The following is a 21,679-nucleotide window of genomic DNA, read 5'->3' as shown; positions in this document are numbered from 1 at the left end:
CTCGCGTCAGACGGGCTCCGGGACCGTGCGCTGTGGCTCGATCCGGTCCGTACGCCGCTCCTTCGGCGGGGTCAGCATGCGGTGGACCAGGACCGCCGCCGCCGTCATCGCCACCGCCGCGACCGTCAGAGCGAACTGCCAGGCGTACGTGAACTGCCCGGCCAGCTCGGCATGCCGGGGGCCGGCCAGGTTGCCCGCCGCCACGTCCGCCGCGACGGCGGCGTCGCCCACACGGGACTGGATCAGGGTGATCAGGGCGGCGCCGAAGACGGCGAGCATCAGGGAGTTGGACCCGGCCCGGATCGTGTTCAGCAGGCCGGAAGCCATGCCCACGTGCTCCTGGTCGACCATGCTCATGGCCTGGGCGTCGACAAGCCCGAGGGTCAGGCCGCTCGCCGTGCCGATCAGGATCAGCGGTACGGAGAGACCCGCGGCGCCGGTGCCCGGGTGCAGGGTGAGGGCAAGCCAGGCGTTGCCCGCGGCCGACAGCAGCAGGGCCGCGGCGACGATGTGGCGGGCCGGGAGGCCCCGGGTGACCAGGCGGCCGCCGATCTGGGGGACGACGAAGACGGGGGCGGTCAGCATCAGCATGACCAGACCCGCGTCACCGGCGGAGAGGCTGTTCGCTCCCTGGAGGTAGGTGGGGAAGAAGACCATGACGCCGGAAGAGCCGATCGCGATGGCCGTCGCACCGACGATCCAGCCCATGAAGCGCCGGTTGCGCACCAGGGCCAGGTCCAGCATCGGGTGGTCGCTGCGCCGCTCGATCGCCACGAACAGGGCGAGCAGCGCGAAGCCGGCGGCCAGCGGGACAAGGACGCGGGCGCTGCTCCAGCCCGCCCGACCGCCCTGGGCGATGGCGAACATGACCATCGCGAGACCGGCGATGAAGGTGACCGCGCCGGGTACGTCGACCCTGGGCCGGGCCGCCGCCCTGGACTCGGTCATGAAGAGGGTCGCGGACAGGATGACGATTCCGGCGACCCCGAAGAGGAGGAACGTGGTCCGCCAGCCGAAGGCCCCGACGACTGCGCCGGAGACCGTCGGTCCGGCCGCGATGCCGATGCCCGCGACAGTACCGACCGTGGCGAACACCCTGGTACGGGCGGCTCCTTCGAAGGCCGACGCGAGGATCGCGCCACCGCCCGCCATCACGCCCGCTGCGCCCAGACCGGCGAGGGTGCGTGCGGCGTCCAGGACCAGGATGCTCTGGGCGGTGGAGGCGACGAGGGTGCCGGCCGTGTATACGGCGGCTCCGGTCGCGTACACCTTCCGCCGCCCGAACAGGTCGCCGAGCGAGCCCGCGACGAGCATGAAGGCGGAGGCGGTGAGGAAGTAGCCGGTGACCACCCACTGGAGGGACGCACCGGAGGCATTGAGGTCCCGGCCGATCTCCGGGAGGGCGATCGTCGTGCCGGACATCGCCATGGGGAGAGTGAGGTAGCCGAGCAGGACGATCAGCAGGGTCACAAGGGGGCGGGGGACGCGTATCGGCTTCATGGCCAAAGCCTCTTACCTCAAGCGGAGTTGAGGTCAAGCGCCAGCTATTGACTAAAAGTCAATTCGGCTTCAGGGTCAGGACAGGAGCGGGGACAAGAGCAGGGACAGGGGGGCAGGGGCGGGACCGGCGTAGGAACATCCACCGTCATCGGAAGGGCCGTGAGCATGAGCAGTACCGAAGCGCTGACGCGACTGAGTAAGGAACTGGGCGGCGCACAGCCGCCGCCGAGCATCGGCCGCCTGGAGGACGGACAACTCACTCTCCTCGCCGACGCAGTGCGCCGCGAACGCGAGCGCCGGGCGTCCGGGCTCGGCGACGCGGCGGAGGAGGCCCTCAAACTGGTCCCCGCCCTCGCCCGTGGTCCCGTACGCCGCATCCTCTTCAAGTGAGCCGGTGATCCCCGACATGGACAAGCTCCGCAACAGGGCCGAGACCGAGAAGATCGCCGCATTGCTGGGCGCGGACCCCGACGAGCCCGTCGCCCCCGGTGCCCCCGGGTCCCCCGAGAACTCCGGGGCCCGCGAGCGCCTCGCCTTCCTGCGCACCTTGCCCGCCGAAGACGTACGCCGCCTGCGCGAACAGGCCGCCGCCGCGCTCTTCGACGGCACGCCCGAGATGCTCGACCGGATCGCCAAGGCCACCAAGCTGGTCCCGGCCGGGGTGGCCGCGGCGATCTCCCAGAAGGCGCTGGGGCCGCGCCTCGCCGCCGCGGTCGCGGGCAAGCTGGAACCGGCGCGGGCCGCCGACATCATCGAGAAGCTGCCGGTTTCGTTCACCGCCGAGTCCTGCGCCCACCTCGATCCCCGGAGGATCGCGGGGATCGTCGACCGGCTCGACGAGAATCTGCTCGTACGGATCGCCGTCGCGCTTGCGGAACGCGGCGACCATCTGACGATGGGGCGGTTCGTCGGGCACCTGCGCGACTCCGCACTGGAACGGATCATCCCGCAGATCGCCGACGACGTGGTGCTGCGCACCGGCTTCGCCATCGACATGCCCGAACGGCTCGGTCAGGTCATCGAGTTGATGGGCGAAGACCGGCTCGCCTCGGTTGTCGGAGCGGCGGCCGACGGCCTGTGGCCCGAGGCGCTGGCCATCGCCGGGATGGTCCCGGACGAGCAGCGCGCCCGTATCGCCTCCCTCGCGGCGGCGCAGCCCCAGGAACGGCTCGACGCGCTCGTACGGGTCGTGGCGGAGCAGGACCTGTGGGAGTCGCTGCTGCCGCTGGTGGCGCTGCTCGGCGACGAGGAGCGCCGGGCGGTCGCCGGGCTGCCGTCACTGCGCTCGGCGGGAGTGCTCGAAGGGGTCGTACGCGCGGTGGTGGCGACCGGGCTCTGGGCGGAGTTCCTGCCGCTGGTGGAGGTGCTGCCGACGGACTCCCGCAAGACGGTCGCGGACGCGGCGGCCGGGCTGGGGGAGGGCGAACTGGACGCGCTGGCACGGGAGGTGGACAAGCGCGACCTGTGGGGGCTGGTGCTGCCGCTGGTGGAGCTGATGGACGACGAGGGCAAACAGCGAATCTTCGAGCTGCCGGCTTTCCAGGTGCAGGCCGAGTAGGCCGGACACCCTCAGCCTGTCCGACTCGACCTATGCCGTGCGCCAGAGCGCGGCGTTGTTGACCAGCGCGTCGATCCGGCCGTACGCGGCGAGGGCGACCGCGACCGTCTCCGTCCAGCTCTCCTGCGCCGAGACGTCATGACGAACGAACAGCCCTTGCGAGCCCAGGGATCCGGCGACCGCCCGGCCCTCCTCCACCCGTACGTCCGTGACCACGACGCACGCGCCCGCCTCGGCGAAGAGCCGGGCTTCAGCCGCGCCCTGGCCGCGCCCCGCGCCAGTGATGACGACGACCTTGCCGTCCAGCGAAATTTTCACCCGGCCTCCAGAGCCCTGAAGTGCGGGACGACCGTCCCGCCCGGCTGGCGACGTTGCCCCCGCACGCCTGTTGGGTTGACCGTGCCCACTGGTGCGCGAGCTCTACCCCCGGTAGCCGTAGCCCCGTGCGCCTGATCACGTAACCTCGGCAGCCCGACGGCGTACGCACCCGACCAGGAGTCCCCATGCCCATCGACCTCCGCAAGGTGGAGGAGACCGCTCCGGCACTCGTCAGCCTCTACAAGAGCGCCGGTGTCTCGCTGAGCAAGCACGGGCTGAACGGGCAGCGTGCCGCGGTCTATCTGGTGCTCGACTACTCCGGATCCATGCGCGACTACTACAAGGACGGCAGCGTCCAGGCCCTCGCCGACCAGGTGCTCGGGCTCTCCGCGCATCTTGACGACGACGGGTCCGTCCCCGTCGTCTTCTTCTCCACGGACGTCGACGCCGTCGCCGACATCGCGCTGGAGAACCACCCGGGCCGGATCGACAGGATCGTCGCCGGACTCGGGCACATGGGCAAGACCAGCTATCACCTCGCCATGGATGCGGTCATCGACCACTACCTCGACAGTGGTTCGCAGCACCCCGCACTCGTCGTTTTCCAGACCGACGGCGGCCCCAGCAGCAAGCTGGCGGCGGAGCGGTACATCTGCAAGGCCGCCAAGCTGCCGCTGTTCTGGCAGTTCGTCGGCTTCGGCAACACCCGCAGCTCGCAGTTCAACTTCCTGCGCAAGCTCGACGAACTCGCCGTACCCGCCAAGCGCCCCGTAGACAACGCCGGCTACTTCCATGCCGGCCCCGATCCGCGGCAGGTCCCGGACGCCGAACTGTACGACCGGCTCGTCCGGGAGTTCCCGTCCTGGCTGGCGGCCGCGCGGGCACAGGGCATCGCGCGATGAGTGTCCGCGTACTGCGGGCGGCCTCGCGGGAGGCCGTGCCGTGGAAGAACGGTGGCGGGATCACCCGGGAGATCGCAGCCTGGCCACAGGACGCGGGGATGGCCGACTTCGCGTGGCGCATCAGCCTCGCGGAGGTCGCGGCGGACGGGCCGTTCTCCGCTTTTCCCGGGGTGGACCGGATCCTGACGATGGCCGAGGGCGCCGGGATGGACCTCACGGTGGGCGGCGAGCGGCGGCTCGTCGACACGTGCTGCGTCCCCCAGCACTTCCCCGGGGATGTCGCCACGAACTGCCGGCTGCTCGGCGGTCGCGTCGTGAACTTCAACGTCATGTACCGCAGGGACCGTACGTTCGCCACCGTCGCCGTCGTACGGGGCGAGTCGGCCGTCACGGTCCCGCCCGGCGGAACTGTGGTGATCGTCGCCCTGGACGGAACCGCGTCTTTCGACGGCGTAACCCTCGGCCGGTACGACGCGGCGGTGGTCCGGTCGCCCGTCGCTCTGCTCGCCGAGGGACAGACGGCGGTCGTCACACTGCTTGAGACAGGCGCGTGAACTCCCCGTCGGTAAGGGTGACTTCGAGCGCAGCATAGTTCCCCTCCAGGTGTTGCACGGATGAGGTGGGCATGAGCGGCCACCCGCGTGATCAGCTGCGCGGTATCGGCGAGCGCATCGCGGCCCGCCAGGAGACCTGCATCCGGCCGGCCGCGATCCTCGCGGATACGGGCCCGTCACCCGAGGACTCCGAAGCCCAGGCCGCGTAACCGTCGGGGCGCACGAGGAGGGTCGTACGGCGGTCACTCGCCCACTCGGCCACCGTGAGGCGGTCCTCATCGTGGTCTACCGACGTGCCGCGCGGCGTGATGAGTACGAACTTGCCCGCGCGCAGCGCCTCGTACAGCCGCCCGTCCTCCAGTTCGACATCGGGCACGCGCTTGCCGGTCAGGGGGTGGGAACCGCGCGGCGCCCCGTAGGCGTAGCCGATTCCGGTGATCTGGCCGATGGCCTTACGGGTCACGGGCCGCAGATGCCCGGCGGCGAACGCCAGCACGGCGCGCAGACCCCGCTGCGCCACGTTGTGCGCCATGGAGAGCCGGATGATCGCGCCACTGCTGCGTAGGACGGCCCGCCCGACCGGATGCCGCTCCGCGTTGTACGTGTCCAAAAGGCCTTGCTCGGCCTGCCCGTTGACGACCGCTGCCAGCTTCCAGCTCAGGTTGGCTGCGTCCTGGAGTCCGGTGTTCATGCCCTGGCCGCCGGCCGGGGAGTGGGTGTGCGCGGCGTCGCCCGCGAGCAGTACACGGCCGACCCGGTAGTCGGGCACCTGGCGCTCGTCGCTGTGGAAGCGGGACATCCAACGGGCGTCGTGCATACCGAAGTCGGAGCCGAAGGCACGCTCGGCGATCTCGCGCAGCTCCTCCAGCTCGACGGGCTCGCTGTCGGCCACCTCGGCGCGGGTGCGGTCCCAGCCGCCGACGCGCCAGTAGCCGTCCCCGAACGGGATGATGAAGCCGAAGGCGTTCCCCACGCCGTTGACCGCGACTGTGCGCTCCGGTTCCTGGGTCAGCTTCACATCGGCCAGGACGATCGACTTGATGACGGACTGCCCGGGGAACGGCAACCCCAGGGCCTTGCGCACCGTGCTGCGCACGCCGTCGGCGCCGACCAGGTAGGCGGCGCGCAAGGTGTCACCGGTGCCGTCCTCGTGGCGCACCTTCAGGGTGACCCCTTCGTCGTCCTGCGTGACACCGGTGACCTCCGTTCCGTACACGAAACGGACGCCGTTCTTCTCGGCACGCTGCAACAGCAGCTTCTCCACCTCGTACTGAGGAGTGATCAGTACGAACGGAAAGCGCGACGGCATGTGGGAGATGTCCAGCGAGAGCGCGGCGAACAGCCGGACCCTGGTGATCTTCTGACCGGTGTCGATCAGCTCGTCGGCGAGCCCCCGGGCGTCGAGCTGCTCCAGAGTGCGGGCGTGCACGCCGAAGGCGCGGGTCAGGTTGCTGATGCCCTGCGGGCGCTTCTCGACCACGGTGACGGAGACGCCTGCGGCGGCGAGATCACCGGCGAGCAGCAGCCCGGTGGGACCGGATCCGACGACGATGACGGTGGCGGTGTGCTGAGTGGTACCGGTCTTGCCGTTCATGGCGACCTCCTGGTGCCAACGACTGTTGGTCAACGCGTGTAGGCAAATGTAAAGCCTGCGGCTCGGTGTTGTCAACAGGTGTTGGCCTACGAGTGTTGGTGTCGCTGCTCAGTGGCGTACGAGACAGAAGGGATGGCCCGCGAGGTCCGCGTAGATCCGCCAACTGCGGGCGCCGTCACCGTCGTCGAGCAGCAGCCTCGCGCCCAGCCGCATCACCTGGGCGTGGGCCGAGTCGAGGTCCGGAACGCCGAAGTCCAGATGGAACTGCTGCGGGCCGGCCGGGTCCGGCCAGTTGGGCGGGCGGTAGTCGGTCACGCGCTGGAAGGCGAGCACGAGGCCGGCGGGGGTGTGAAGCGTGGACCAGTTGTCGTCTACGCCCCAGCGGCGGTCCGGTTGATTGACCGTGCCGCCGAGAAGCGACTCGTAGAAGTCGGCGAGGCGGAGCGGGTCTTCGCAGTCCAGCACCACGCACTGCAATTCAGCGATCATGCGCGGGACCTTATCCGCGTTTCGCGGTGCGGAGGTTGTGACGGTGCTGGGGCCTGCGGCGCTTTTCCCCACCCCGCCCCTTCCCCGCTGTGACATTTTGCGGCTGCCGCCGCGTGAGGGGCTCCGCCCCAGACCCCGCTCCTCAAACTCCCCCAGACTTCGTCCGGGGGGACCCCCAGAGGCTGAAAGTGCCCGGGGGCTGGGGGCTTGCCCCTCCCACGCGGCGGCAGCCGCAAATGTCACAGCCGGGAAGAATGGGGTCTCCCCTGCTCGAAAGAAGTTGAGAGCTTGGGGAAGGGTAGGGGAACGCGCCGCAGGCAACCCGCACCCGCACCGCACCCATCACGCGCCCCGCGCTACGCAGCCAGCACCCTCGCCCGGCACTCCGACGGCCTCCCCCACGCATCCCGCAGCGGCCGCGCCTTCCGTAGCCACAGCGACAGGTCCAGCTCCTCCGTGTAGCCCACCGCGCCGTGCAGTTGAAGCGCCGTACGGGCGGCCGCGTACGCCGCCTCGCCCGCCGTCACCTTTGCCGCCGCGATGTCGCCTGGAGCCATCGAGAGCGCAGCCCCGTACAGCAGCGGGCGGGCGAATTCGAGGCCGGTCAGGGTGTCTGCCAGCCGGTGCTTGACCGCCTGGAAGGAACCGATCGCCGCACCGAACTGCGTGCGCTGCTTGACGTACGCCACCGTCTGCGCCAGCAGTGCCTCCCCGGTCCCGAGCGCCTGCGCAGCCGTGAGGAACGCCGCCCAGTCGCGCGCCGCTCCCACCGCCCCCGCTGCGACGGTCACCTCCTCCCCACCGTCCAGCGGCCGGAACAGGCGCCGCGCCGGATCGGCAGAGGGGTGCAGAGGGCCGTGCCCGGGCGGCGCCAGTCGCAACGCACAAGGGGACGCAGTCGGCAGCAGCACCAGCACCCCATCAGCGGCGTCCGCGTCCAGCGCGTAGGGCGCACGCGCCTGCGTGGCGTCCGCCATCGATACCAGAGCCTCACCCGCGGCGATCCGCGGCAGCCACTCCTTGGCGAGCGGTGGCGCCCCCGCCAGCAGCACCGCAGCAGCTACCGTCTCGACCACCGGGCCCGGCACCGCGTGCCGCCCCAACTCCACGAAGGCAACGGCCAGTTCCACCGGCAACGGCCCGCCCGGGCCCACGCCCTCGTACGCCTCCGGAACCGCCAGCGCGAAGACCCCCGCATCCGCCAGCTTCGACCACAGCTCCCGCCCGGGCCCGTGGTCCCCGGCCGCCCACGCCCGTACCACCGACGGAGTGTCCGCCGCCGTCAGCATCGCGTCGAGGGAGCGCGCGAAGTCCCGCTGCTCGTCGTCGAGGAGGAAGCGCATCAGCGGCGTCCCTTCGGCAGGCCGAGCAGCCGCTCGGCGATGATGTCGCGCTGGATTTCGTTGGTGCCCGCGTAGATGGGCCCGGCGAGCGAGAAGACGTAGCCCTCCGCCCACTCGCTCTGCGCCAGTTCCGCGTCCGCGCCCAGCAGGTCGAGCGCCGTCTCGTGCAGGGCGATGTCGTAGTCGGACCAGAAGACCTTGTTGAGGCTGGACTCGGCGCCGATGCTCGCCCCCGCGGCGAAGCGCGAGGCATTGCCGTACGTGAAGAGCCGGTACGCGCGCGCCCCGATCACCGCGTCCGCAACCCGGTCGCGCAGCGCCGTGTCGCCGGGGTCTGCACGGGCACGCCACAAGTCCGTCAGTCGGCCGGCGGCGGCGAGGAAGCGGCCGGGGGAGCGGAGGGTCAGCCCGCGCTCGTTGCCCGCTGTCGACATGGCGACCTTCCAGCCTGCCCCGGGCTCCCCGATGACATCCGCGTCCGGGACGAAGACCCGGTCGAGGAAGAGCTCGGCGAAGGCCGGCTTCCCGTCGAGACGCCCGATGGGCCGTACCGTCACGCCGTGCGCCGACAGGTCGAACATCAGATACGTCAGGCCCTGATGCGGCTTCGCCGTCCCCTGCTCGGTACGGAAGATCCCGAACGCGCGGTCGGCGAAGGAGGCCCGCGAGGACCACGTCTTCTGGCCGGACAGCAGCCAGCCGCCCTCCGTGCGCACGGCCGTGGAGCGCAGCGAGGCGAGGTCCGAGCCCGCTTCGGGTTCGGACCAGGCCTGCGCCCAGACGACCTCACCGCTGGCCATCGACGGCAGCACGCGGGCGCGCTGCTCGTCCGTCGCGTGGTCGAAGAGAGTGGGCGCTAGGAGGTTGATGCCGTTCTGGCTCACTCGGCCGGGCGCCCCGGCGGCGTAGTACTCCTCCTCGAAGATCAGCCACTTGAAGATGTCGGCGCCCCGCCCGCCGTACTCCTTGGGCCAGGAGACGACCGACCACCGGTCGCTGTGCAGCCGCGCCTCCCACTCCTTGTGCGCCGCGAAACCCTCCTCGGTCTCCAGGGAGGGAAGCGGAGCGGCGGGCACATGCGCGGCGAGCCAGGCCCTCGCCTCTGCCCGGAAGACGTCCTCTTCGGCGGTGTGGTCCAAGTCCATTACGGGCTCGCCTTCTTCATGGCATCCATCCTTCCCTAACAAGTGTTTGGTAGGTTAACGTACATCCCGTCTCCGAAGGAGGTACGGGCGTGAACGCTCCCCACTACGTGCCAGGCCACGGCCTGCTCACCGGCCGCAGCGCCGTCATCACGGCAGCGGCCGGCGCCGGGATAGGCGGAGCCACCGCCCGTAAATTCCTCGAAGAAGGCGCGTCCGTCGTCATCAGCGACGCGCACGCCCGCCGCCTCAAGGAGAGCGCGGCGTCCCTGGCCGACGAATTCGGCGCCGACCGTGTCGCCTCGCTGCCCTGCGACGTCACCGACGAAGCGCAGGTCCAGGCCCTGTTCTCGCTCACGGAGGACACCCACGGCGGCCTGGACATCGTCGTCAACAACGCCGGACTCGGCGGCACGGCGGAGCTGGTCGACATGACCGACGAGCAGTGGTCGAAAGTCCTGGACGTGACCCTGAACGGCACCTTCCGCTGCACAAGGGCGGCCCTGCGCTCCATGAAGGCGGCGGCCGGGGGCGGGCTGATCGTCAACAACGCCTCAGTCGTCGGCTGGCGCGCACAGGCCGGTCAGGCGCACTACGCCGCCGCCAAGGCCGGCGTCATGGCGCTCACCCGGTGCGCGGCGGTCGAGGCGGCGCAGTACGGCGTACGGATCAACGCCGTCGCCCCCAGCCTCGCCATGCACCCGCACCTCGCGAAGGTGACCTCTGCCGGACTCCTGGACGAGCTCACCGCCAAGGAGGCCTTCGGGCGGTACGCCGAGCCGTGGGAGGTCGCCAACGTCATCGTCTTCCTCGCCAGCGACTACTCCTCGTACATGACCGGCGAAACCGTCTCGATCAGCAGCCAGCGTGCCTAGTGCCTGGGCGGACAATGGCAAGGTGCCTAACAAGAAGAAGAACCAGGTGACCGCCTCACCCGAGCGCCGCCGCGAACTCCTCGGCACCGCCGCCGAGGTATTCGCCGCACAGGGCTACAACGCCACCACCGTCCGCAAGATCGCGGACGCGGCGGGGATGCTCGCGGGCAGCCTCTACTACCACTTCGATTCCAAGGAATCGATGCTCGACGAGATCCTCTCGACCTTCCTGACCGAGCTGTGGGACGGCTACGACACCGTGCTCGCCGCCGGGCTCGGGCCGAGGGAGACCATCGAGGCGCTCGTCACCGAATCCTTCCGGGAGATCGACCGGCACCGTGCCGCCGTCGCGATCTACCAGAAGGAGTCCGGGCACCTGTCCTCACAGCCTCGTTTCCACTACCTCGGCGACTCGCAGCAGAAGTTCGAGAAGGCGTGGCTCGGCACGCTGGAACGCGGCGTCGCCGCCAACGTCTTCCGCGCCGACCTCGACGTCAGGCTCACGTACCGCTTCGTCCGCGACACCGTCTGGGTCGCCGCGTCCTGGTACCGGCCCGGCGGCCGGCACAGCCCGGAGGAAATCGCCCGCCAGTACCTGTCGATGGTCCTGGACGGCATCGCCGTACGTACGTAACCCCATCCCTATAAGGACGTACAAGGAGCAGCAGCCATGTCCGAGGCCTACATAGTCGAAGCGGTACGGACCCCTGTCGGTCGCCGGAAGGGAGGCCTCGCAGCCGTCCACCCGGCGGACCTCGGGGCCCACGTACTGAAGGCCCTCGTGTCCCGCTCCGGCATCGACCCCTCTGCCGTCGAGGACGTCGTGTTCGGCTGCCTCGACACAGTGGGCCCGCAAGCCGGTGACATCGCCCGTACGGCGTGGCTGGCCGCCGGGCTTCCCGAGGAGGTGCCCGGGGTCACGATCGACCGGCAGTGCGGCTCCTCCCAGCAGGCCGTGCACTTCGCGGCACAGGGCGTCCTTTCCGGGACGCAGGATCTGGTGGTCGCGGGCGGCACGCAGAACATGACGCAGGTTCCGATCGCCTTCGCGTCCAGGCAGGCGGGGGAGCCACTGGGGCTCACGGACGGCCCGTTCCTCGGCTCGGAGGGCTGGCGTGCCCGGTACGGCGACGCACCCGTGAACCAGTTCCACGGCGCGCAGCTGATCGCCGAGAAGTGGGGCATCTCGCGCCGCGACATGGAGGAGTTCGCACTCCGCTCCCACCAGCGGGCGATCCGCGCGATCGACGAGGGCCGCTTCGAGCGTGAGACCGTCGCGTACGGCGACGTGAAGGTCGACGAGGGCCCGCGCCGTGACACGACCCTGGAGAAGATGGCGGCCCTCAAGCCGGTCATAGAGGGCGGCACGATTACCGCCGCCTGCTCCTCACAGGTCTCGGACGGCGCGGCGGCGATGCTGATCGCATCCGAACAGGCCGTTGCCGAACACGGGTTGACGCCGCGCGCCCGCATCCACCACCTGTCGGTACGGGGCGAGGACCCGATCCGGATGCTGTCCGCCCCCATTCCGGCGACGGCGTACGCACTGAAGAAGACCGGCATGTCGATCGGTGACATCGACCTGGTCGAGATCAACGAGGCGTTCGCCCCCGTGGTGCTCGCATGGCTGAAGGAAACGGGCGCGGACCCGGACCGCGTCAATGTCAACGGCGGCGCCATCGCTCTCGGACACCCGCTGGGTGCGACCGGCGCGAAGCTGATGACGACGCTGCTGCACGAGCTGGAGCGGACAGGGGGCCGGTTCGGCCTCCAGACGATGTGCGAGGGCGGCGGCCAGGCGAATGTCACGATCATCGAGCGGCTGTAGCGCGCTTGCGGTGTTCATGCCATGAATTCGGAATCGCCGGGAACGGGAAGTGGCGCGCACGTGAACGCCCCGCACGGGCCGCGATCTTCCTGCCGCGAAGGGCTGGCGCTTCGGCGCCATCGTGTTAGAGTGGGCGAGTTGCAGTTTTGGTACCCATAAACATTATGTGCGCCTGACGGGAATGCTTCCTCAGGCGCATTTTGTTTTCCGGTTCTCCGGATGGGGCTCATTGCGGCGACGTGGAATCCGTACAGTGCGGATTTCCGGATCTGCCCCAGTTTTTTAGGAGAATGACATGGCTACTGGAACCGTGAAGTGGTTCAACTCGGAAAAGGGCTTCGGCTTCATCGAGCAGGACGGCGGCGGCGCTGACGTCTTCGCCCACTACTCGAACATTGCCACCCAGGGCTTCCGTGAGCTCCAGGAGGGCCAGAAGGTCTCCTTCGACGTCACGCAGGGCCAGAAGGGCCCGCAGGCGGAGAACATCGTCCCGGCCTAATCAGCCGACGCGATACCTCGCCGGCCGGGGCCCGCACCGTGAAGGTGCGGGCCCCGGCTTGTGCTTGTCCTCAGGAAGGCAAACCCGAATGACCCGCTCCGAACGCCCCGCCGCCGCACGCTCAGCACGTCCCGTCCGCAATCGCTCCGCACAGTCCCAGTCGCAGGCCCGCGGCAAAGCCCCCGCAAAGGGCAATGCCCGCCGGGCCACGCCTGTGCAGGGTGAATTCGCGATGCCGGAGACCATTACCCCGGCGCTGCCGGCCGTCGAGAGCTTCGCCGATCTCGACATGCCCGCAGCTCTGCTCAAGACGCTGGCGGCACAGGGTGTGACGGAGCCCTTCCCCATTCAGGGTGCGACCCTGCCGAACTCGCTCGCGGGCCGCGACATACTCGGCCGCGGGCGAACCGGATCCGGTAAGACCCTTGCCTTCGGTCTCGCACTGCTGGCGCGTACCGCCGGCCGCCGCTCCGAGCCGCGCATGCCGCTCGTGCTGGTCCTCGTACCCACGCGCGAGCTCGCGCAGCAGGTGACCGACGCCCTCACGCCGTACGCGACGGCCGTGAACCTGCGTCTCGCCACCGTCGTCGGCGGCCTGTCGATCACCAAGCAGTCGAACACGCTGCGCCGTGGCGCCGAGGTCCTCGTGGCCACTCCCGGCCGCCTCAAGGACCTCATCGAGCGCGGCGACTGCGACCTCGGCCAAGTGTCGATCACCGTCCTCGACGAGGCGGACCAGATGGCCGACATGGGCTTCCTTCCCCAGGTCACGGCGTTGCTCAAGCAGGTCGAGCCGGACGGGCAGCGGATGCTGTTCTCGGCGACCCTGGACCGTAACGTCGACCGGCTCGTCCGGATGTTCCTGACCGACCCCGTGGTCCACTCCGTCGACCCGTCGGCCGGTGCGGTGACCACGATGGAACACCACGTGCTGTACGTCGCCGACGAGACCGACAAGAAGGCAGTTGCCACGCGCATCGCGGCGCGCGAGGGCCGGGTGATCCTCTTTGTGGACACCAAGCGTGCGGCGGACCGGTTCGCCAAGCGGCTGCTGGCCAGCGGTGTGCACGCGGCGGCGCTGCACGGCGGCCGTTCGCAGCCGCAGCGCAACCGTACGCTCGACCAGTTCAAGACCGGGCAGATCACGGCGCTGGTGGCCACCAATGTCGCGGCCCGCGGTATTCACGTCGACGCCCTCGATCTCGTGGTCAACGTCGACCCGCCGACCGACCACAAGGATTACCTGCACCGTGGCGGCCGTACCGCTCGTGCGGGTGAGTCCGGCAGCGTGGTCACGCTCGTACTGCCCGACGAGAAGCGGGAGATGACCCGCCTGATGTCGGACGCGGGCATCGTCCCGCAGACCGCCAGGGTCAAGTCGAGCGACGACGAACTGACCCGGATCACCGGAGCGCGCGAGCCTTCGGGCGTCGCCGTCGTGATCGAGGTCCCGCAGCAGCAGCAGGCTTCCGCGAAGCCGAAGCGCCGGCCGTCGCAGGGCGGTGGGCGCGGTGGTCGTGGCCAGGGCGAGCGCGCCCAGGCGGGCGGTCGTGGCCAGGGCGAACGCGCCCAGGGCGGCGGCGGTCGTGGCCAGGGTGACCGTGCGCAGGCTGGTGGCCGTACGCAGGGTGAGCGTGCGCAGGGCGGTGGCCGTGCGTCGGGCGAGCGTGCCCAGGCCGGTGGCCGTGCCTCGGGCGGCGTTCGTGCGCAGGGCGGCGGTCGTAGCCAGGGCGAGCGTGCGCCGGGCAGCCGTGGCCGTGGGCGGGGTGGCCGCTCGGGGAACGGTGCGCAGGGCGGAAGCCGTAGCGCTGCGGCGTAACGCCGGAGGGCTTGTTTCCCCTCCCCGCCCCTTCCCGAAACTGGGGGCAAGCCCCCAGACCCCCGGACGCCCTTGGGGTTCCCCCCCCGGACGAAGTCTGAGGAGCGGGGTCTGGGGCGGCCCACTACGCGGCGGCAGCCGCAAAATGTCACAGCGGGAACAGCAGGAAGGGGCGGGCGGGGGAAGGCGCCGCAGGCATCGGCCTCCGCACCGGCACCGCCCCCACCGGCACCCCTACGACCCCACCAGCCTCGCCCGGAGCTTCGCCAGCGTCCCGTAGTCCAGGCCCAGGCCCTCCCTGAGGTAGCCGTGGAGGCTGCCGTAGTCTGTCTCCACCTCGGCAAGCGCCGCGCCCAGGTAGTCCGTACGGACCTCCTGGAGCGGGATCAGCAGGTCCGGGTTCTGCATCAAGCCGGACTGCTTCAGGCCCTCCCGGACCTTGGCGTCGTACGCCGCTCTGTAGTCGTTGGACGCCAAGTAGTCGCGCTCGGCCGTGCGCGAAGGAACGCCGAGCGCGCGCAGTAGGACGTAACTCGTCCAGCCGGTACGGTCCTTGCCCGACGTGCAGTGGTACAGCAGCGGCGAACGCCGGTCACCGTCCGCGATGTCGCGCAGAGTCTCCGCGAACCGGGCCCGGTTCTCCGGGTTCGTGACGAACGTCCGGTAGACGTCCCTCATGAAGGCCTCCGCCTTGCCGCCGCCCAGCATCTCCTCCTGCTTGACCGGATCCCTGGAGCCGATGGCTGTCAACAACTGCGCGTACAGACCGTTGTCGGTAACCGGACGGGACGTCGCCGTGAGACCGGAGGGCAGACGGTCGGCGCCGTCGTACTGCACCTCCACAGGGACCCGGAAATCGATGACCTTCCCGAGGCCGAGGCGGCCGAGCGTGGCGACGTCCGCGTCCGTGAGCTTGCCGAGCCCGTCGGCGCGGTAGACCTGCCCGTAGCGGACCATTTCTCCGTCGTACGTGCGATAGCCGCCCAGGTCGCGGACGTTGGTCGCCCCCTGTAGCTGGATCTGGCGGACGCTGTCGCTGTGACGGTAGGGCAGGGTGGCGGCAGCGGCAACGGTGGCCTCCGCCGGGGACTCGGCCAGGGCTGCCGCAGGCAGGCTCCCGACGGCGAGCGCCGAGACGACCACTCCGGTCGCCAGACAGATTCGAGCACGGCTCATCTGGTCAACTCCTATGAGGAGAAGGGGGATCACCCTGGTGTCGGCAGGGTGCCGAGCGCATAGATGCGTTCGAGGGTTTCGTTCGCCTCGGCCATGACCCGCGCCACCAGCTCCGCACAGGACGGCAGATCCTCGATGAGTCCTGCCACCTGGCCGGACGCCATCACCCCGAGATCGGTGCGGCCGTCGACCATGGACGCCTTGAGCAGCATCGGCGTGTTGGCGGCCAGCAGGACCTGACTCCAGCTGAGGTCCTTGCCGTGCTTCATGGCGAGGCCGTCACGGACCATCCCGGCCCAGCTCAGGCCGGAGATCTTCTTGAAGCCGGCGGCCCGGCGAACGGCCTGCACCAGCGCCTTTGTACGTCCCGCCCGCTCAAGGGAGTCAACGAGTTCAGTACGGAGCATGCGGTGCGGGAGGCCGTCGACGGCCGTGGTGACCGTGACCTCCTTGACGCTCGCCGCCAGGTACTTCGCCTTCACCGCCTCCGGGACGGTCGAATCGGACGTGAGGAGGAAGCGGGTCCCCATGCCGATGCCCGCCGCGCCGTACGCGAGCGCCGCGACCAGGCCCCGCCCGTCGTAGAAACCCCCCGCAGCGATGACAGGGATGCCCACGGCGTCGACAACCTGGGGAAGCAGCACAGTGGTTGCCACTTCGCCCGTGTGGCCGCCGCCCTCACCGCCCTGAACCATGACCGCGTCCGCGCCCCAGTCCGCCACCTTCTCGGCATGACGTCGTGCCCCGATGGAGGGGATGACGACGACGCCCGCGTCCTTGAGCTCCGCTATCAGGTCTCTGGACGGGGCGAGCGCGAAGGAGGCGACCTTCACACCCTCCTCGACGACGATCCGTACACGCTCGCGCGCATCCCCCGCATCGGCACGCAGATTGACCCCGAAGGGGGCGTCCGTACGGGACTTGACCTCGCGTACGGCGCGGCGTAACTGCTCGGCACTCATCGTCGCGGAGGCGAGGATTCCGAGGGCTCCCGCGCGAGCGGCCGCCGACACGAGGCGGGGGCCAGCGACCCAGCCCATGCCGGTCTGGACAAGGGGGTACTTGACGCCGACAAGGCGCGTGAGTGCCGTCTCCATCTCCATCAGGACCTGACCTCGCGGTCGCGCACGCCCCTGGGGTCGATGACCTCGCGGATCAGGCGGAGCTCCTCGGCGGTCGGCTCCCGGGTGTACGGGACGTCGTCGGGGATCACGAGGGCGAATCCGGTGCAGTCGCGGACCTCTTCGACGGTGGCGCCGGGGTGGAGGGACGCGATCCGCATGGAGTGGCCGGGGGTCGAGAAGTCGAAGACGCCGAGGTTGCTGACGACGCGCGGGATGCGGTGATAGCGGGTCGCGGACGGCCCTGCGGCGGCCGCGCTGTCGTAACCGACTCCGCAGATCATGTCGACCTTCTCCACGAAGACCCGGGCGGAGTGTTTCGGGACCCAGTAACTGGTCGGATTGTTGAGCGTGTTGACCGGGGCGCCGCGTACACCGAGCAGCTGGCGGGAGGGCTTTGACCAGTCGCCGATGCAGGAGATGTTCTGGTTGCCGAAGCGGTCGATCTGGCTTGCGCCCATCATGACGTGGCGCTTGCCGCCGGTGACCATCGTGAGGTGCTGGCGGTACGGCAGCCAGCCTTCCGGCGTCCCGTCGAGACCGACGAGCGTCGCCTCGCCGTCGGTGAGGAGGAGGTCGGGGGAGAAGGTGCGCTTGGCGAGGCGCGCGCCGAACGCGGGGATCGTACCCATGGGACTGGCGAGAACCTCGCCGTTGTCGCGCCATGCGTCGGCGCAGGCGATCACGCAGTATTCGGCGCGGCTGACCGTCGTCGCGGTGGTCACTTCTGCTCCTCGTGCCAGGTCTGCACGGCGGACTGGTAGGCCTTCTCGTCGACGCCCGACAGGAAGCGCTCGGCGAACTCCGGCCAGGGAGTCGTCGCGTACGCCTTCTGAAAGGCCTCGTCCCGGTCGTAGTCGGGGGCGCAGGAGGTGAAGTGCGCGCCGTTCGGGGTCTCGATCACGCCGGTGACGGAGTGGCGTTTGACGAGGAGCGTCTGCGGGGCGGCGGTCTTCGTCAGCTCGGCGGTTTCGACCAGCTGCTCGCAGGAGACGTACGCCGTGTCCGCCGCCTCGCAGAAGAGGTCGTCGAAGTACGGGTCGGGCCCCAGGTACTGCCCGTTGCCGACGCGGTCGGCGCGGTTCATGTGGACGAGGGCGGCGTCCATGCGCAGGGCCGGCATCGCGGCGAACCGCTCCCCGTCCTCGTACGGCGAAGTGACGGTCTTCAGGGCCGGGTTGACCCGCATCACGTCGGAGCCGATTCCGGCGCGTACGGGAAGGAACGGCAGCCGGTTCACGGCGGCGTGCAGCCCCCACATGAACATCGCCTCGTCGATCTCCATGAGCTCGACCGCGCCGCTCTGGCGGGCGGTACGGAAGTGCGGTTCGAGGGGGATCGAGTCGAGGGTGGTGAAGGCCGCCACCACCTTGCGGGCCTTGCCGGCGGCGACGAGCAGTCCGACGTCCGGGCCGCCGTACGAGATCACGGTGAGGTCCGTGAGACCGGAGCGGAGGATCGCGCGTACGAGGGCCATGGGTTTGCGGCGCGAGCCCCAGCCGCCGATGCCGAGGGTCATGCCGCTGCGGAGGCGGGCGACGACCTGCTCCGGGGTCATGGTCTTGTCGGTCACTGCCCGGCCTCCTTGCCGAAGGTGTTACGGACCCGGTCGGCGAGGCCGCCGAGGTTGGCCTCGAAGGTGAAGCCCTGCTCGAAGCGGTAGCTGCGGCGTACGTCCACGGGGTCGATGCCGTTGATGGCGGCCTTGGCCAGCCGGATGAGGCAGCCGTCCTTCTGCGCGATCTCGCGGGCCAGGCCCAGGGCCGCGTCGTGGAGTTCTTCGCGCGGGACGACTTTCCAGACGGAGCCGTGCGCGTGGAGTTCGGCGGCGGTGGCGGTGCGCGAGGTGTAGTACAGCGTGCGCATGAGGTGCTGCGGGACGAGGCGTGCGAGGTGGGTGGCGGCGCCCAGCGCGCCCCGGTCCAGCTCCGGCAGGCCGAAGGTGGCGTCGTCGGACGCGACGATCGCGTCGGCGTTGCCGACCAGGCCGATGCCGCCGCCGAGGCAGAAGCCGCCCACTGCCGCGACGACGGGGACCTCGCACTCGTAGACGGCGGCGAAGGCCTCGGCGCAGCCGCGGTTGGCCCCGATGAGGGAGGCGTGGCCGGGGTCGCGCTGCATTTCCTTGATGTCGACGCCGGCGTTGAAGCCGCGGCCCTCGGCGGCGAGGACGACGCAGCGGGCCCCGGGGTCGCGACCGGCCGCACGGACGGCGTCGGCGAGGTCGTACCAGCCCTGCACGGGGAGGGCGTTGACGGGCGGGAAGTCGACCGTAACGACGGAAATGCCCTTGTCCGGGCTTGCGGTGGAGACACCCATGAACGGATCAGCTACCTTTCCACCAAACATTTGTTAGGCAGGGAAGGTAGCAGCGAATGCAACTGGACGGGAGGGTCGTCGTCGTGACAGGCGGCACCCGCGGCGTCGGCGCCGGAATCGCCCGCGCGTTCCTCGCCGCCGGGGCGCGGGTGGTGGTCTGCGCCCGCCGACCGCCGGAGAAGGCGGTCGAAGTGGGCGGCCTGGAGGCCGAGTTCAGGCCCGTCGACCTGCGGGATGCGGCGGCCGTACGGGGCTTCTTCGCGGGTGTGGTGGATGCGTACGGGCGGCTGGACGTGCTGGTCAACAACGCGGGCGGGACGCCGTACCGGTTGCTGGGAGAGGGCGAGGCCGAGCGGCACGCGCGGGTGGTCGAGCTCAACCTGGTCGCGCCGATGACCGCCTCACTGGCCGCGTACGAGCACCTTCGGGCCGGCGGCGGGGCAGTCGTGATGGTCGGCAGCGTCAGCGGGACGCGGCCTTCGCCGGGCACAGCGGCGTACGGGGCGGCCAAAGCGGGTCTGGAGAACCTGGCGCGGTCGATGGCGGTGGAGTGGGCACCGGACGTCCGGGTGAACACGCTGGTCCTCGGCATGGTCCGTACCGAGCTGTCGCATCTGCACTACGGAGACGAGGCGGGAGTCGCGGCGGTCGGCCGGACCGTTCCGCTGGGGCGGCTCGCCGAACCCTCGGACATCGGTGATGCCGCCGTCTTCCTGGCCTCCGAGCGGGCCGCGTACATCACGGGCGCCTCGCTGCTCGTGCACGGGGGCGGGGAGCGCCCTGCCTTCCTCGACGCCGCAACTGCCAATAAGGAGAAGTGAGATGACGGGAATCTGCGACGGACGGGTCGTCGTCGTGACGGGCGCGGGTCGGGGGCTCGGGCGGGCCCATGCGCTGGCCTTCGCGGCGGAGGGCGCGAAGGTTGTCGTCAACGACCTGGGGGTCGGACTGGACGGTGCGGGGACGTCGTCGGGCCCCGCCCAGCAGGTCGTCGACGAGATCACCGCCGCAGGGGGCGAGGCGGTCGCGCACGGCGGCGACATCGCTACGACGCACGGGGCATCCTCGCTCATCACGGCGGCGGTGGAGACCTTCGGGCGGCTCGACACCCTGGTCAACAACGCGGGCTTTCTGCGTGACCGGATGCTGGTCAACCTGGACGAGGACGACTGGGATGCGGTCATGCGGGTGCACCTGAAGGGGCACTTTCTTCCGCTGAAGCACGCGGCCGCGCACTGGCGGGCGGAGGCGAAGGCGGGTCATCCGGTGGACGGGCGGGTCGTCAACACGAGCTCGGGCGCTGGTCTGTTGGGCAGTGTCGGGCAGGGGAGTTATTCGGCCGCCAAGGCCGGGATCATCGGTCTGACGCTGGTCGCGGCGGCGGAGATGGGGCGGTACGGCGCCCAGGTCAACGCCATAGCGCCGGCCGCCAGGACCCGTATGACCGAGCAGACCTTCGCCGAGACGATGGCGGCGCCGGGGGAGGGACAGTTCGACGCCATGGCCCCCGAGAACGTCTCGCCGCTCGTCGTGTGGCTCGGGTCGGTGGCGAGCGCGGGCGTGACCGGGCGGGTCTTCGAGGCGGAGGCGGGGCGCATCACGGTCATGGAGGGGTGGCGCGAGGGGCCGACCGCGGACAAGGGGGCGCGGTGGGCACCGGCGGAGGTGGGGGAGGCGGCGCTGAAACTGCTGGCGGACGCGGGGCCGGTACGGCCGGTGTACGGGGCGGGGCGGTAGGGGGCGCGCTCGGGTGCGGGGGGTGGCATGCGGGTTGCTGGGGGTGCGGGGTGTGCGGGGGTGGGGTGCTGGGGGTGCCGGAAAGTGCGGCTGGGAGGGGGCTGGAGCGTTCCGAGAGCGCCGGGAGGCGCTGGACGCGCTCCCGTGCGCTCGGTGCGCTCGACGGGCTGGAGGTGCTGGACGGGCTCCGATGCGCTGGACGGGTTGGAGGTGCTCGACGGGCTGCGACGCGCTGGACGCGCTGTGCAGGTTGGAGGTGCTCGACGGGCTCCGACCCACTGGAGGTGCTGGTCGGGCTGGATGCGCTGGACGGGCTCAACGCGTTGGACGGGCTGGATGCGCCGGACGGGCTGGAGGTGCTCGACGCCCTCGACACGCTCGACGCGCTGAGCGCGCGCATCCCCCCGACCTCCGGTCAGGTTAACGCACGGAAAATTCACGGGAGTTGGAATTGACGCGCCCCGCTCTACGCGCGTCATCATGGTGCCCATGCGGATCCCCCCACGAATCTCCGTCATCAGCGGCATCGCCGCTCTCGTCTCCACCCTCCTCGTCGGCGGCCCGGTAACGGCCGTCGCAAGTGCCGCCCCCGTCCCTGCGGTTGGCGACATCTGTTACTCCGCCTTGCCGTCCCAGGCGCACGACACCCTCGACCTCATAGAGGCCGGCGGGCCCTTCCCGTACGAACAGGACGGGACCGTCTTCCAGAACCGCGAGCAGCTCCTGCCGAGCCAGAACACCGGGTACTACCACGAGTACACCGTCATCACGCCGGGCTCCCCCACCCGCGGCGCGCGCCGCATCGTCACCGGTGACTCGGCACAGGAGGACTACTACACGGCCGATCACTACGCGTCGTTCGACCTCGTCGACTACGGCTGCTGAACGGCCTCTGCCCGCTCTTC

Annotated in this window: 24 protein-coding genes; 13 read left to right on the top strand and 11 right to left on the bottom strand. The window is 70.3% G+C overall.

Annotated features, from left to right (window positions below; genetic code table 11):
• Nucleotides 1–6 precede the first annotated feature (6 nt).
• On the bottom strand, nucleotides 7–1,500 hold the full coding sequence (locus PXH83_RS05400; protein ID WP_274557272.1) for an MFS transporter: 1,494 nt from the start codon (nucleotides 1,498–1,500) through the stop codon (nucleotides 7–9).
• 165 nt (nucleotides 1,501–1,665) lie between these two features.
• On the opposite strand from PXH83_RS05400, the gene PXH83_RS05395 reads away from it, so the two are divergent.
• Together PXH83_RS05395 and PXH83_RS05390 are read left to right on the top strand one after the other, a co-directional pair.
• Entirely contained in the window at nucleotides 1,666–1,890 is a 225-nt protein-coding gene (locus PXH83_RS05395) for a hypothetical protein (RefSeq protein ID WP_274557271.1), read from the top strand.
• Nucleotides 1,891–1,894: 4 nt separating this feature from the next.
• On the top strand, nucleotides 1,895–3,058 hold the full coding sequence (locus PXH83_RS05390; protein WP_274557268.1) for a hypothetical protein: 1,164 nt from the start codon (nucleotides 1,895–1,897) through the stop codon (nucleotides 3,056–3,058).
• Nucleotides 3,059–3,088: 30 nt separating this feature from the next.
• Here PXH83_RS05390 and PXH83_RS05385 read toward each other — a convergent pair whose 3' ends face one another.
• Nucleotides 3,089–3,376: an SDR family NAD(P)-dependent oxidoreductase gene (locus PXH83_RS05385; protein ID WP_274557267.1), complete on the bottom strand. Its 288-nt coding sequence runs from the start codon at nucleotides 3,374–3,376 to the stop codon at nucleotides 3,089–3,091.
• Nucleotides 3,377–3,561: 185 nt separating this feature from the next.
• Between PXH83_RS05385 and PXH83_RS05380 the strand changes: the two genes are divergently transcribed.
• A complete protein-coding gene (locus tag PXH83_RS05380; RefSeq protein WP_274557264.1) occupies nucleotides 3,562–4,278 on the top strand; it encodes a vWA domain-containing protein in 717 nt (238 codons plus the stop codon).
• The gene (locus tag PXH83_RS05375) at nucleotides 4,275–4,832 is read left to right on the top strand and encodes a HutD/Ves family protein (RefSeq protein ID WP_274557262.1); all 558 of its coding nucleotides are present in this window, start codon (nucleotides 4,275–4,277) and stop codon (nucleotides 4,830–4,832) included. Before PXH83_RS05380 ends, PXH83_RS05375 begins: the two co-directional genes overlap by 4 nt.
• Before the next feature lie 91 nt (nucleotides 4,833–4,923).
• Here PXH83_RS05375 and PXH83_RS05370 read toward each other — a convergent pair whose 3' ends face one another.
• From PXH83_RS05370 to PXH83_RS05355, 4 genes are all read right to left on the bottom strand, one after another.
• Entirely contained in the window at nucleotides 4,924–6,426 is a 1,503-nt protein-coding gene (locus PXH83_RS05370) for an FAD-dependent oxidoreductase (RefSeq protein WP_274557260.1), read from the bottom strand.
• 108 nt (nucleotides 6,427–6,534) lie between these two features.
• On the bottom strand, nucleotides 6,535–6,915 hold the full coding sequence (locus PXH83_RS05365; protein ID WP_274557257.1) for a VOC family protein: 381 nt from the start codon (nucleotides 6,913–6,915) through the stop codon (nucleotides 6,535–6,537).
• 356 nt (nucleotides 6,916–7,271) lie between these two features.
• Nucleotides 7,272–8,258, bottom strand: a complete 987-nt coding sequence (locus PXH83_RS05360; protein ID WP_274557255.1) for an acyl-CoA dehydrogenase family protein — start codon at nucleotides 8,256–8,258, stop codon at nucleotides 7,272–7,274.
• Entirely contained in the window at nucleotides 8,258–9,403 is a 1,146-nt protein-coding gene (locus tag PXH83_RS05355) for an acyl-CoA dehydrogenase family protein (RefSeq protein WP_274557253.1), read from the bottom strand. Before PXH83_RS05355 ends, PXH83_RS05360 begins: the two co-directional genes overlap by 1 nt.
• Before the next feature lie 89 nt (nucleotides 9,404–9,492).
• Between PXH83_RS05355 and PXH83_RS05350 the strand changes: the two genes are divergently transcribed.
• The 5 genes from PXH83_RS05350 to PXH83_RS05330 all read left to right on the top strand — a co-directional run bounded on the left by PXH83_RS05350 (nucleotide 9,493) and on the right by PXH83_RS05330 (nucleotide 14,421).
• On the top strand, nucleotides 9,493–10,275 hold the full coding sequence (locus PXH83_RS05350) for an SDR family oxidoreductase (RefSeq protein WP_274557251.1): 783 nt from the start codon (nucleotides 9,493–9,495) through the stop codon (nucleotides 10,273–10,275).
• 22 nt (nucleotides 10,276–10,297) lie between these two features.
• Entirely contained in the window at nucleotides 10,298–10,909 is a 612-nt protein-coding gene (locus PXH83_RS05345) for a TetR/AcrR family transcriptional regulator (protein WP_274557248.1), read from the top strand.
• 36 nt (nucleotides 10,910–10,945) lie between these two features.
• Nucleotides 10,946–12,103 (top strand): acetyl-CoA C-acetyltransferase, encoded by a 1,158-nt coding sequence (locus tag PXH83_RS05340; protein WP_274557246.1) that lies wholly within the window; start codon nucleotides 10,946–10,948, stop codon nucleotides 12,101–12,103.
• 295 nt (nucleotides 12,104–12,398) lie between these two features.
• Nucleotides 12,399–12,602, top strand: coding sequence for a cold-shock protein (locus PXH83_RS05335; RefSeq protein ID WP_015607926.1), 204 nt, complete (start codon nucleotides 12,399–12,401; stop codon nucleotides 12,600–12,602).
• 88 nt (nucleotides 12,603–12,690) lie between these two features.
• On the top strand, nucleotides 12,691–14,421 hold the full coding sequence (locus PXH83_RS05330) for a DEAD/DEAH box helicase (protein WP_274557243.1): 1,731 nt from the start codon (nucleotides 12,691–12,693) through the stop codon (nucleotides 14,419–14,421).
• Nucleotides 14,422–14,655: 234 nt separating this feature from the next.
• Here PXH83_RS05330 and PXH83_RS05325 read toward each other — a convergent pair whose 3' ends face one another.
• From PXH83_RS05325 to PXH83_RS05305, 5 genes are read right to left on the bottom strand one after another with little or no spacing between them, the layout of a single operon-like run.
• Nucleotides 14,656–15,597 (bottom strand): tyrosine-protein phosphatase, encoded by a 942-nt coding sequence (locus PXH83_RS05325; protein WP_274557240.1) that lies wholly within the window; start codon nucleotides 15,595–15,597, stop codon nucleotides 14,656–14,658.
• A gap of 29 nt (nucleotides 15,598–15,626) precedes the next feature.
• Nucleotides 15,627–16,694, bottom strand: a complete 1,068-nt coding sequence (locus tag PXH83_RS05320; protein ID WP_274562683.1) for an NAD(P)H-dependent flavin oxidoreductase — start codon at nucleotides 16,692–16,694, stop codon at nucleotides 15,627–15,629.
• Nucleotides 16,695–16,699: 5 nt separating this feature from the next.
• Nucleotides 16,700–17,443: a CoA-transferase subunit beta gene (locus PXH83_RS05315; RefSeq protein ID WP_274557238.1), complete on the bottom strand. Its 744-nt coding sequence runs from the start codon at nucleotides 17,441–17,443 to the stop codon at nucleotides 16,700–16,702.
• The gene (locus tag PXH83_RS05310) at nucleotides 17,440–18,291 is read right to left on the bottom strand and encodes a CoA transferase subunit A (protein WP_274557236.1); all 852 of its coding nucleotides are present in this window, start codon (nucleotides 18,289–18,291) and stop codon (nucleotides 17,440–17,442) included. The genes PXH83_RS05315 and PXH83_RS05310 overlap by 4 nt, the downstream gene beginning before the upstream one ends.
• Nucleotides 18,288–19,037: an enoyl-CoA hydratase family protein gene (locus PXH83_RS05305; RefSeq protein ID WP_274557234.1), complete on the bottom strand. Its 750-nt coding sequence runs from the start codon at nucleotides 19,035–19,037 to the stop codon at nucleotides 18,288–18,290. The genes PXH83_RS05310 and PXH83_RS05305 overlap by 4 nt, the downstream gene beginning before the upstream one ends.
• A gap of 56 nt (nucleotides 19,038–19,093) precedes the next feature.
• Between PXH83_RS05305 and PXH83_RS05300 the strand changes: the two genes are divergently transcribed.
• The 4 genes from PXH83_RS05300 (at nucleotide 19,094) to PXH83_RS05285 (ending at nucleotide 21,659) form a co-directional block, all read left to right on the top strand.
• Nucleotides 19,094–19,858: an SDR family oxidoreductase gene (locus tag PXH83_RS05300; RefSeq protein WP_274557231.1), complete on the top strand. Its 765-nt coding sequence runs from the start codon at nucleotides 19,094–19,096 to the stop codon at nucleotides 19,856–19,858.
• A 1-nt stretch (nucleotide 19,859) separates the two neighbouring features.
• Complete coding sequence (locus tag PXH83_RS05295; protein WP_274557229.1) at nucleotides 19,860–20,774, top strand: SDR family oxidoreductase; 915 nt, start codon at nucleotides 19,860–19,862, stop codon at nucleotides 20,772–20,774.
• A 284-nt stretch (nucleotides 20,775–21,058) separates the two neighbouring features.
• Nucleotides 21,059–21,229 carry a hypothetical protein gene (locus PXH83_RS05290; protein ID WP_274557227.1) on the top strand — a complete coding sequence of 57 codons (171 nt, stop codon included), beginning with the start codon at nucleotides 21,059–21,061 and terminating at the stop codon, nucleotides 21,227–21,229.
• 34 nt (nucleotides 21,230–21,263) lie between these two features.
• The gene (locus PXH83_RS05285; protein ID WP_274557225.1) at nucleotides 21,264–21,659 is read left to right on the top strand and encodes a guanyl-specific ribonuclease; all 396 of its coding nucleotides are present in this window, start codon (nucleotides 21,264–21,266) and stop codon (nucleotides 21,657–21,659) included.
• Nucleotides 21,660–21,679: the final 20 nt, after the last annotated feature.

The sequence above is a fragment of the Streptomyces spiramyceticus genome (genome assembly GCF_028807635.1).
GTDB classification, from domain to species: Bacteria; Actinomycetota; Actinomycetes; order Streptomycetales; family Streptomycetaceae; genus Streptomyces; species Streptomyces spiramyceticus.
The sequence above is the reverse complement of the archived record's forward strand: the minus strand, read 5'-3'. Positions and strand labels throughout refer to the sequence as shown.